The sequence below is a fragment of the Stackebrandtia soli genome (genome assembly GCF_965137155.1).
GTDB lineage: Bacteria > Actinomycetota > Actinomycetes > Mycobacteriales > Micromonosporaceae > Stackebrandtia > Stackebrandtia soli.
In genome coordinates this window covers 83,942-94,440 of the sequence record NZ_CBCRZX010000015.1, presented here as the reverse complement: position 1 = coordinate 94,440, position 10,499 = coordinate 83,942, and the positions used below count along the sequence as shown (strand labels likewise).

At 66.1% G+C, this 10,499-nt stretch carries 6 protein-coding genes and 2 pseudogenes; all 8 read right to left on the bottom strand.

The annotated features are described in order from the left end of the window. Nucleotides 1-182: 182 nt before the first annotated feature. A pseudogene (locus ACM9NP_RS11455) lies at nt 183-413 on the bottom strand (proprotein convertase P-domain-containing protein); the annotation flags it as partial. A gap of 129 nt (nt 414-542) precedes the next feature. Continuing rightward, a pseudogene (locus ACM9NP_RS11450) lies at nt 543-2,081 on the bottom strand (S8 family serine peptidase); the annotation flags it as partial. Between the two features lie 194 nt (nt 2,082-2,275). After that, on the bottom strand, nt 2,276-2,707 hold the full coding sequence (locus ACM9NP_RS11445) for a roadblock/LC7 domain-containing protein (RefSeq protein WP_415646640.1): 432 nt from the start codon (nt 2,705-2,707) through the stop codon (nt 2,276-2,278). Beyond that, nucleotides 2,691-5,132: an ATP-binding protein gene (locus tag ACM9NP_RS11440; protein WP_415646639.1), complete on the bottom strand. Its 2,442-nt coding sequence runs from the start codon at nt 5,130-5,132 to the stop codon at nt 2,691-2,693. The genes ACM9NP_RS11445 and ACM9NP_RS11440 overlap by 17 nt, the downstream gene beginning before the upstream one ends. Nucleotides 5,133-5,472: 340 nt before the next feature. Beyond that, a complete protein-coding gene (locus tag ACM9NP_RS11435) occupies nt 5,473-6,186 on the bottom strand; it encodes an ABC transporter ATP-binding protein (protein ID WP_415646638.1) in 714 nt (237 codons plus the stop codon). After that, nucleotides 6,179-7,882, bottom strand: coding sequence for a branched-chain amino acid ABC transporter ATP-binding protein/permease (locus tag ACM9NP_RS11430; RefSeq protein WP_415646637.1), 1,704 nt, complete (start codon nt 7,880-7,882; stop codon nt 6,179-6,181). The genes ACM9NP_RS11435 and ACM9NP_RS11430 overlap by 8 nt, the downstream gene beginning before the upstream one ends. A 3-nt stretch (nt 7,883-7,885) precedes the next feature. Continuing rightward, entirely contained in the window at nt 7,886-8,764 is an 879-nt protein-coding gene (locus ACM9NP_RS11425; protein ID WP_415646636.1) for a branched-chain amino acid ABC transporter permease, read from the bottom strand. 152 nt (nt 8,765-8,916) lie between these two features. Then, nucleotides 8,917-10,092, bottom strand: coding sequence for an ABC transporter substrate-binding protein (locus ACM9NP_RS11420; RefSeq protein ID WP_415646635.1), 1,176 nt, complete (start codon nt 10,090-10,092; stop codon nt 8,917-8,919). Between the last annotated feature and the right edge of the window lie 407 nt (nt 10,093-10,499).

Genomic DNA, 10,499 nt, shown 5'->3' with positions numbered 1-10,499 from the left:
TTGGTTGGGCAAAAGTTCCGCTTGGTTGGGCAAATTGCGAAAACACGCCTGTTTCGAACATTTGCCCAACCAAGCGAGACGTTTAACCAACCAAGCGGAAGACGCCAGCGGGTGGACGCAGAGCCGGACCCGATCGGGGGTTCCGATCGGGTCCGGCGTGTGTGTCTACTGTGATGCGCTTGTCAGAGCGAGATCGACCAGCCGTTGAAGGTGCCGGAGTCTCCGTTGTAGACGTCCTCGACGGTCAGCACCCAGTCGCCGGAGGCGGTCTGGCCGCTGACGTCGACGGAGTACGTCTCGACGACGTTGTCGGCCGGGTCGGCCCCGGACGTCTTGAGCGTGTAGACGGTCCCGTCGGGCGACGTCAACTTGATCACGAGGTCACCACGGTAGGTGTGGGTGATGTCGACGGAGACACTGGCGGTCGCGGCGACGCCTTCACAACCGATGGCGATCGTCGAGCTGATCACCGCGCGGTCCGGCAGCGGAACGGAGGTGCTGTCCGCGCCGGCGCACTCACCGGGCTCGGTGGGCGTGTCGCTGATGTCCAGTGTCCAGCCGTTGAGCGTGCCGGTGTCACCGTAGTAGGCGTCGGTGACGGTCAGCGTCCAGTCCCCGGAGGCGGTCTCAGCGCCGAGGTCGACCGTGTAGGTCTCCTTGACGTCGTGGTCCGGGTCCTTGATGGCGCTCTCCTTGAGCGTGTGGACGGTTCCACCGGGCGACGTCAGCGTGATGCCGATGTCTCCGCGCCACGTGTGCGTGATGTCGACGGACACCGCGCCCGCGACGGCCGCGCCCTCACAGTCGATCGAGACCGTCGAGGTGATCGACGACTGGTCCGGGATCGCCACGGCGGCGTCGTTCGTCGCCGCGCACTCGCCCGGGCCGGGGCCGCCACCGTCGTTGAGGAACTCGATGTTGAGGAGCAGGTTGGGCGTGTTCGGCGGGACGCCGGTCAGGGTGCCCGCGACGGCGTTGTCCACGAGAGCGTCTCCGACCTGAGCCGGGGTGGCGGAGGGGAACTCACCCAGGTACAGCGTCGCGGCGCCCGCCACGTGCGGAGCGGCCATGGACGTACCCGAGATCGTGTTGGTGCCGCCGTTCAACCACGCGGACGTGATGCTCACGCCGGGCGCGTACAGGTCGACGCATTCGGCGTAGTTGGAGAAGGAGGCGTGCGCGTCGCCGGAGTCGGACGCGGCCACGGTCAACGCGTCCGGTGTGGACGCTGGCGAGCGGGTGCACGCCGACGTCGATTCGTTTCCAGCGGCGAGCGCGTACGTCACGCCGGACGCGACCGACGCGGTGACGGCGTCGTTCACGGCCTGGCTGAAGCCGCCGCCGAGGCTCATGTTGGCGGTGGCGGGGTGTTGGGCGTTTCCGGTGACCCAGTCGATGCCGGCGATGACGCCTTCGTAGGTTCCGGATCCGGAGCAGTTGAGAACGCGGACGGCGACGAGGTCGGCGGCCTTGGCGACGCCGTAGGCGGTGCCTCCGATCGTGCCGGCGACGTGCGTGCCGTGGCCCTGGCAGTCACTGGCGTCGCCGTCGTTGTCGACGGTGTCCCAGCCGCTGCTCATGCGGCCGCCGAAGTCCGGGTGGTCGAGGTCGGCGCCGGTGTCGATGATGTACGACGTGACGCCCGCACCGGCCGAGTCCGGGTAGGTGTAGGAGTTGTCCAAAGGCAGGTCCTGCTGGTCGATCCGGTCGAGACCCCACGACGGCGGGTTCGCCTGGGTTCCGGTGATCGAGACGACCGCGTCCTGCTCGACGTAACGCACGCGGGCGTCTCCGGCGAGCGCCTTGGCATCCTCTTCGGACATTTCGACGGCGTAAGCGTCGATACTGGCGAAGGTGCTGGTGATGGCGGCGTCGAACGATCCGAGCAGTCCGTCGGCCTGCCGGGTGCTGACGCTGTCGTCGAGGGCGACGATGTACTTGCCGTCAATGGCGTCGGGGTTGTCGGCGCCGAGGATGGTGCCGTCCGCGTGTGCCGGGGTGCTTCCGAGGGTGGCGGCCGCGATCGCGGCCGTCGCCGCTACGCCGATGGCCGCCGACCATCGGGTTCGTTTTACGGTCATGGTGTTCCTCTCCCTCATCGGGTGAACACGGCCGTAGTGGTCGTTTTGGGGCAAGACCACAAGCGGCCGCGATTGTCGCTCGATGGAGCTGGCTCGCGGGCACGAGCCTGACTCCGAAGCATAGGAGAACACTCACGGACTGTAAAGGTATCGAAGTTTCTGAATTTCTTGGTTTTCCTTGGGGGACAACAGTTCTACTGACCGTAGGCATAGCCTCCGCTTGCCACAGAGGACTGTGTACCGTGTCGAAGGTCCGGAGTCAGAGCCGGCCCCACCTGGTTGATCAAGTTGGACAGTTCGTGCCCGACCTGACCGATGTCGCAGCCGAACCCGGCGAGTGCGAGCAGGCTCGCGCCGTTCGAGACCGACATGGAGAACATGTAGCCGCCGTGCATCTCGGTCAGGTTGCTGCTGACCGGCCCCGACCGCAGCGACTGCGCCGCTCCGTTGAGGAGGCTCGTCAGACCCGCCGCGATCGCGGCGAGCCTCTCGGCCTCCTCGGCCGGGAGGGCGTCGTTGGCGGCGATCAAGATCCCATCGGCGGCGACACCGATCACATGCGAGACATGCGGGACACGGTCCACGAAATCGTTGAGCAGAAAGCTCAAGTCAGCGCTGTTCGTCATGAAGGTTCCTCGGGTCAGGTTGTGGCTGTTGGGGAATCCGGTTGCCGGTGAGACCACGCGCGTACGCCACCCACGTCGCGCCGATCGACGCCGGGTCGCGCCGCATCGACTCGGACTGAGGCGTGCTCGGTTCCGGAGTCGACGGGGCCGCACCGGGAACCAGGTTAGACATCGGTTGCCGATGCGGCAAACCTTGATCGTCGACGCGCGTCGACCGGGGCGGAGGCAGTGCCGCGCCCGCCCGAGGAGAACCGTCCGGGTAGACCGTCTGCCATTCGAACTGGATGAGCGGTGAATCGTCGACACCGGTGTCTTCCGGGGTCTGTCGACCGGCGTGCGGTCCGTTCGGCGCGCGCTTGGGGCGAGGCACCTTCCGGAACAGCGGCGCCTCCTGACGCTGCGCGGGAGCGGGAATCGTTCCAGGTCCGGCGGGCAGCTGGGCCGGGGCACCCGCCAGCGCCGCGATGCTCGCGGCGAAGTCGAGGACGGACGTCGGCAGCAACACCTCCGCGACGGTACCCCGATCGGGCGCCGGGCTGAGTCGGACGGCGATGCCGTTGCGGGCGGCGAGCATCCCGACCACGGTCAATCCCATGGCCTGCAACGCTTCGAGGTCCAGCGGCGAACTCGCGGAGAGGCGGGCGTTGAACATCGCCATACGCGCCCGGCCGATGCCGATGCCGTAGTCGCGAATCTCGACGAGCACCTGGTTGCCGTGCGACCGCGCGCTCACCTCGGCCGGAACGCTCGAGTACTTGGTCGCGTTGTCCATCAACTCCGCGAGCAGCTGGACGATGTCGTCGACCGCGCCGGGCTTGACCCACACACCGTCGTCGATGTCTCCGAAGTTGACTCGCGTGTAGTGCTCGGTGTGACCCTGGCCGGCCTTGAGGATGTCGCCCAGTCGCTCATTGGACGTACGCACCTTGGCGGCCGAAGCTCCACCGAGGACCAGCAGGGAGTCGTTGGCGCGGCCCTGAAGCGACACGAGGTGGTCGAGACGGAACAACCGCTGCAGGCGATCCGGGTCCTGCTCGTCGCGCTCGGCGGCGTCCAGCTCGGCCGTGAGACGGCCGGTGAGGGAGTGCCCTCGGCGAGCGAGACGGACGAACATGGAACCGATGTGGACACGCAGGAGTGCCTGCTGGGCGGCGATTCGGATCGCCTCGCGGTTGACCTGGTTGAACGCCCCGGCGACCTCGGCCAGTTCGTCAGTGCCCTCCGCCGCCAGCGGTGGCGCCGACCGGTCGGCGAACTCCTCGGGCGTCAACCCGGACAGGTCCTTGTTCTCGTCGACGGCCCTGACGGCCGTGGGCAGATCGGTGGAGGCGACCCGCAGCGCCGAGTCGCGCAGACGTCCGAGCCCGAGCACGACGTCGCGACCGAGCCACACCGCGGCCAGGACGGCGAGCGTCAACGTCAGGACGACGAGCGCGACCTCGATGAGCACTCGGCGGATCACCGAGTCGAGGATGTCCTGGGCCTCGCCTGCGGTCGCTTGAAGCGTGTCGTGGAGGAGCACCGCCGAGCCCGAGTGGCGCGCGTCGAACGCGGCCATGAGCGCGGCGTGGTCGACGTCGATCGCCTCGTCCGAACGCGACGTCGACACCTCGGTCTCGAATCGGTTGACCACACGCGCTTCGGCGGAACCGAGACCACCGGCCTCCAGGTTGACCGCGGCGAGACGGCGGTACTCGTTCAGAGCGCGTTCCCGGTCACCGGTGAGGGTCATGAAGCGCCGGAACAGTTCGTTCAGCGGTTCGCCGTCGACGAACTCGAGGGTGAGCACCCGGAGGCGTTCGGAGCTCTCGTCGGCGGAGGCGAGCAGGCTCGCCGAACGCAGGTCCCGGGCGAGCTGAACGTTGTCGGTGAGGTCGACGGCCCGGTCGATGACGCGGGACAGACGGCTCACGATCGCGTTGTAGGTGGCGAGGTGGACGCCGGAGATCGACTCGTTCCCGGCTGCCAGACGGACCACACCGATCCGAGACAGGGGTTTGTCGGCCGATGCCAACAGGTCGACGATCTGTTTGCTGCCACCGAAGTCCTTGCGAACCTCCGCGAGCTCGCCGATGTACTCGTTGGTGACCTCGACGGCGTCGTCGAAGCTCTTCAGCCGCATGTCCTCGAGCTTCAAGTTCGACTTGTAGACCTCGATCGCCGCACGACTTCGCTCGTCCTGCACCGCCCGGATGAGATTGGACAGCGTCCCGACCATGTCCACGAGCTCCGCCGTGTCCTCGGCGTCCGCCGCCTCCTCCGCCGAGTCGACCAACCGCACGGACGCCATTCCCGCCAATGCCAAGACCGGGATCAGCAGCATGAGCAGCAGTTTGGTGCGAATGCGCATGGACGCGAGCAGCGGCAACCGAGAAGTGCGCGGCCTAGAACGGCGCTCGGCCACATCGCGGTTACCATCCATCATGGATCCTCCATGGTTGTGTCGTGACGTCCTCACCGCGCTCCGACGCGACACGAGCGCGATCGTTCACGACGGCCTCGCAGATTTCACCACGAAGCGAGGCGAAAGGGAAGGGCGGCAGGGTCAAATATTCGCATACCAAAATCCGCGATGTTCTGGCCACACCACCGAATTCCCTCCGCGCCAAGGACGGAAAGAAATATGGTGAATGCGGACCGACCGCGGATAACACCGACAACGACACGCCGCGAATATCCGACGCGGCCGTCACAATGCCTCGATCCCCGAGGTAGACGGCCATCCGGAGCTCGAAAGCCGATCGAACGGCGCCACGCCGACATGATCATTCACCGCCCAGATACGCCGACACGACGCGTGAGTCCTCCAGCAATTCCGCAGCCAATCCACTGTGCGCGATCTCGCCGGTTTCCAGGACATATCCGGTATCAGCGATGCGCAATGCCCGACGCGCGTTCTGCTCGATCAGCACCACGGTCACGCCACGGGCGCGGATCTGCTCGATGACGCCGTACACCTCGTCCACCATCAGCGGCGCCAGTCCCATCGACGGCTCGTCCATCAGGACGACGCGCGGACGCGACACCATCGCGCGAGCGATCGCGAGCATCTGCTGCTCACCGCCCGAAAGGGAACCGGCGGGCAGCTTCCGACGCTCCGCGAGAACCGGGAACAGGTCGTACATCTCCTTTATCGTCGCCGAGGTGCGACCCTTCGCCCGCCAGCCGCCGAGCTGCAGGTTCTCCGCGACCGTCAACGTCGCGAACACCTGACGCCCCTCCGGAACGAGGACGATCCCCTCGCCGACCCGACGATGCGCCGACCAGCGGGTGATCGGCCGTCCCCTGTACGTGATCGTCCCGCTCTTCGGGCGAAGCAGCCCAGCGATCGCCGACAGCACCGAGGTCTTGCCGGCGCCGTTGGCACCGACGAGCGTCACCAGACCGCCCTCCGGAACCTCGAAGGACACGTCGCGCACCGCCGCGATCCGGCCGTACGACACGTGCAGGCCGCTGACCGCCAGTATCGAATCACTCATGGGCCTTCTCCTTCTGAGTCTCCTCGCTGCCCAGGTACGCCTCGATGACGGCCGGATCGGCGGCGACCGACTCGGGATCACCCGACGCGATCACCTCGCCGAAGTTCAGCACGACCAGGCGGGTGCAGGTGTCCAACACCATGCGTACATTGTGTTCGATCAACATTACGGTGATGCCGTCGTCCGCCAACGAGCGAATCAACTGGGACAGTTCGGCGGCCTCGACGTGGTTCATGCCCGCCGCCGGCTCGTCCAGGATCAGCAGTGTCGGGTGGGCCGCGAGAGCCCGGGCGATCTCCAAACGCCGCTGGTCCCCGTAGGACAGTTCGGCGGCCGTGAGGTGCGCCCGCTCGCCGAGGCCGACCCGCTGGATCTGGAGCATCGCCTGCGCCATGGCGGCACGATCGTCACGTCTGGCCGACGGCAGCCACAGGAGCCGACGCAGGAACGTCGACCGTGTCACCACATGTGTTCCGACCATGGCGTTCTCGAGCACGGACAGGCGATCGAACAGTTTGGAGTGTTGGAAGGTTCGACTGACCCCGGCCTTCGCGAAGCGATGGACGCGGCCCGAACCGTCCAGTTTGATCCCCAGGACGTCGCCGGTGCCCTCAGTGGGCGGCACCAGACCGCTGATCATGTTGACCAATGTGGTCTTGCCCGCGCCGTTCGGCCCGATGACGCCGAGGACCTCACCCGACGTCACGGTGACATCGACCCCGCGAACCGCGTGCACGCCGCCGTAGTCCTTGCCGATACCCGACAGCGTCAACACCGGAGTTCCACGCTCCGGCAACGGGTCCAGCTTGGGGGCGAGCTCCGACCATGGACGCTCGGGAATCGGGCGGCGACGGGTCGCGCCTAGTCGAGTGATGAGACTGGACAGTCCACCCGGGAGGAACAGGATCACCAACAGCAGCAGGGCACTCGTGACGAACGGGTGAATCCAGCCCGCCTCCAGACCGACGAGACGCTGCGCCTCCGGCACGAGGGTGAAGAACGCGCCGCCGAGCAAGGGTCCAAAAAAGACGAGATAGCCGCCGACGACGCCCGTCACCAGGCCGTCCAACATCATCGAGAAGTCGAAGGTGCCCGGGACGATCCGACGAACGAAGTAGGCGTATAGCAGTCCATAGAGGCCGGCGATCGCACCGGAGGCCATGAAGGACATCATGCGGGTGCGGGCGACGTCGATCCCCGTCGACCCGGCCGCGAGCTCGTCCTCCCGGACGGCGGCGAAGGCCCGACCGGTCCGGGACGGCCGCAACCGCCAGAACAGGTACATGAGGACGAACAACAGGATCCACGCCAGGTCCGGCGTCACCCATTTGTCGAGACGCAGACCACGCGCGCCACCCGTCCACTCGGCGCTCGTCATGTAGATGCGCACGACTTCGCCGAAGGCGATCGTCGCGATCGCCAGATAAACGCCGCGCAATCGCAGGACCGGCAGGCCGAGCAGGAACGCGGCCAACGCGCCGACCAGCATCGCGAAGGGAATGCCGACGAGGACCGGTGACAGTGCCCCGAAGAGCGGCTCCTCCGGAATGATCAACGTGGACGTATAGGCGGCGACGGACGCGAAGCCCGCCTGACCGAGGCTCAGCTGGCCCGCCATCAGGACGACATAGAAGGAGAAGGCGAAGATGCCCGTCAGAGCGAGCATCACGATCAACGTGTCATAACCGACCAACATGTGTCAGACCACCCGCGTCTTCATCGTTCCGAACAGTCCCTGGGGCCGCAGCAGCAGGATCGCGAACAGCAGCCCGAACGCCACGACGTCCTTCAGCGAGGAGCTGAGGAAGTGGACGGTCAGTGCCTCGGCGAGGCCGAGAATCAGCCCGGCGATCATGGCGCCCCACAGCGATCCCATGCCGCCCAAGATGATGACGGCGAAGCCGGTCAACTCGATGGACAGTCCCATCGCGAGGTTCGCTTGGCCGACGTTGAAGACCATGAGCATGCCCGCGACCGCGCCGAGCCCGGACGACAGCGCGTAGGTCCCGGCGGTGACCCGCTCGACATTGACCCCGACGACGCGAGCGGCACGCGGGTTCTCGGCGACGGCGCGCATCGCGCGACCGAGGGGGGTGGCGGACACGAGCCACGCGAGCCCCAACATGAGCACGAGTGCCGTGCCGAGGATCGTCAACTGGGCGAGGCTGACCGTGATGCCGCCGAAGGTGAAGACCTCGTTCGGGAAGGCCTCGACCGGGAAGGTCGCCGGTTCAGTGCCGTATCGCGCCTGGAGCAGTGCCAGGATCATCCCGCCGAAGGCGACCGACGAGATGAGGCCCGCGAAGTGCTCGTCGTTGCGTCCGGCCAGGGGGCGGAACGCTGCTCGCTCGAGGAGCACGCCCAGCACCGCGCCGACAAGTGTGACCAGGGGAAACGCGAGCCAGACTGAGATCTCGTGCCGAGTGACGAGCTCGATGCCGACGAACGCCCCGCCGGTGAAGACCGCGGCGTGGGCGAGGTTGAGGTGGCGCAGGATGCCGAAGACGAGCGTGAACCCGATCGCGAAGAGCGCGTAGATCCCGCCCGAGAACAAGCCGTTGGCGAGTTGTTGCGTCATTTCATTCCAAATTAGAGTTAACGCGGGTCGGGACGGTGCTGCCGGAATCGGGTGGTGCGCCGGTAAAGCGGCGCACCACCCGTCATCGTCCGTCTCGCGGAGGAGATGGACCGGACGTCATCCGGGGGAAGGGGACGACGATCGATCCAGTGTTACTTCAGGATCTCGAACTTGCCGTCCTTGATGATCTGGACGACGGGCTCCTGGTGAACCTCGCCCTCCTCGTCGATGGACAGCGGACCGAGGATGGTCTCCAGTTCCATGATCTGACCGAGGTTGTCCTTGATCGCCTCGCGGTTGCCGTCGCAGTCGGCCCGGACGGCCTGGTCGATCAGCTGCGCGGCGACATAGGCCTGAGCGGCGAACTGGTCGGGGGCGCGGTCGTACTTCTCGGTGTAGGCCGCGATGAATTCGGCGTTGCCCTGGCTCTCCAGGGCGTCACTCCACGCGCCACCGACGATCAGGCCTTCCGCGGCGTCGCCGAGGTTCTTGATCATGACCGGGGAGTTGAACGCGTTGCCACCGATCATCGGCGCGGTGATGCCGGATTCACGGGCCTGCTTGACCAGCGGAATCGTCGCGCCCGGAAGCGCGGACAGAACGACGGCGTCCGGGTTCGCCTCCTTGACCTTCGTCAGCTGGGACCGGAAGTCCTCGTCACCGGTCTCGAACTTCTCGTCGGCGACGACCTCGATGCCCTCGCTCTTGAGGACCTCGATCATCGTGGTGTAGGCCGAGGCGGTGAACTCGTCGGCGGAGTCGGAGAGGATGGCGACCGACTTCAGACCGAGAGCGTCCTTGGCGGCAGGGATGCTCGCCGCGAGCGCTTCGGTCTCGGGCAGCGAGTCACGGAAGATGTAGTCACCGATCTCGGTGATGCCTTCGGCGGTGGTGGAGATGCCCAGTGCGGGGACACCGGCCTCCTGCGCGTCTTCGAAGGTCGAGAAGGCCTGGTTGGACAGTGTCGGTCCAACGAGGACGCTGACCTTGTCGCGGTTGATGAGCTTCTCGGTGGCGGCGATCGACACGTCGAGGGTCGTCTCGTCGTCCTCGGTGATGACCTCGTACTTGACGCCTTCCTTGGCGGCGAGCTCCTCGAAGCCGAGTTCGAGACCCTGCTGCTGGTACTCGCCTGCGAAGGCCGCGCCACCGGTCAGGCTGAGCACGAGACCGACCTTGACGGGGCTGTCGATGACGCACTCATCACCGGTGCCTTTACCCACGAGTTTGTCGTCGGCGGCGTCGGGGGCGTCAGATTCGGACACACACGCTGAGGCAAGGAGTAGCACCGCTGCGGCTGCTGCGGCGGTTCCCATCTTGAAGCGCATTGATCTCCTTAACACACTACTGTAGACACATTTAGCGCCGCTGCGATCGGGGGGAGTCGACGCACGGTATCAGAACCTATACGTACCGAGCGGATCCCACAAGACCCTCCGACGCATTCGATGTGGGGCATTTCGTCCGAATCGGCACCGCTCCAGGCAGCGGGGCCGTTACAACACGATTCGAACTCAAATCGTCATCGAAACGATATAGAGTGATCGATTGGTGTCAATACAGATGGGATTTCAAGGTGTCCCGCGCGTCCATTCGCAAGCGGACCACGACAGGAAGACGGACACGTCGGATGCCTCGTTGATGTGGACATACGCCGCGAGATCGATTGCGGCGCAAGGATAATGGACTTCATTTCGACGAATGGACGCCGCCTCGTCATCTCAGGTCGCCTGAC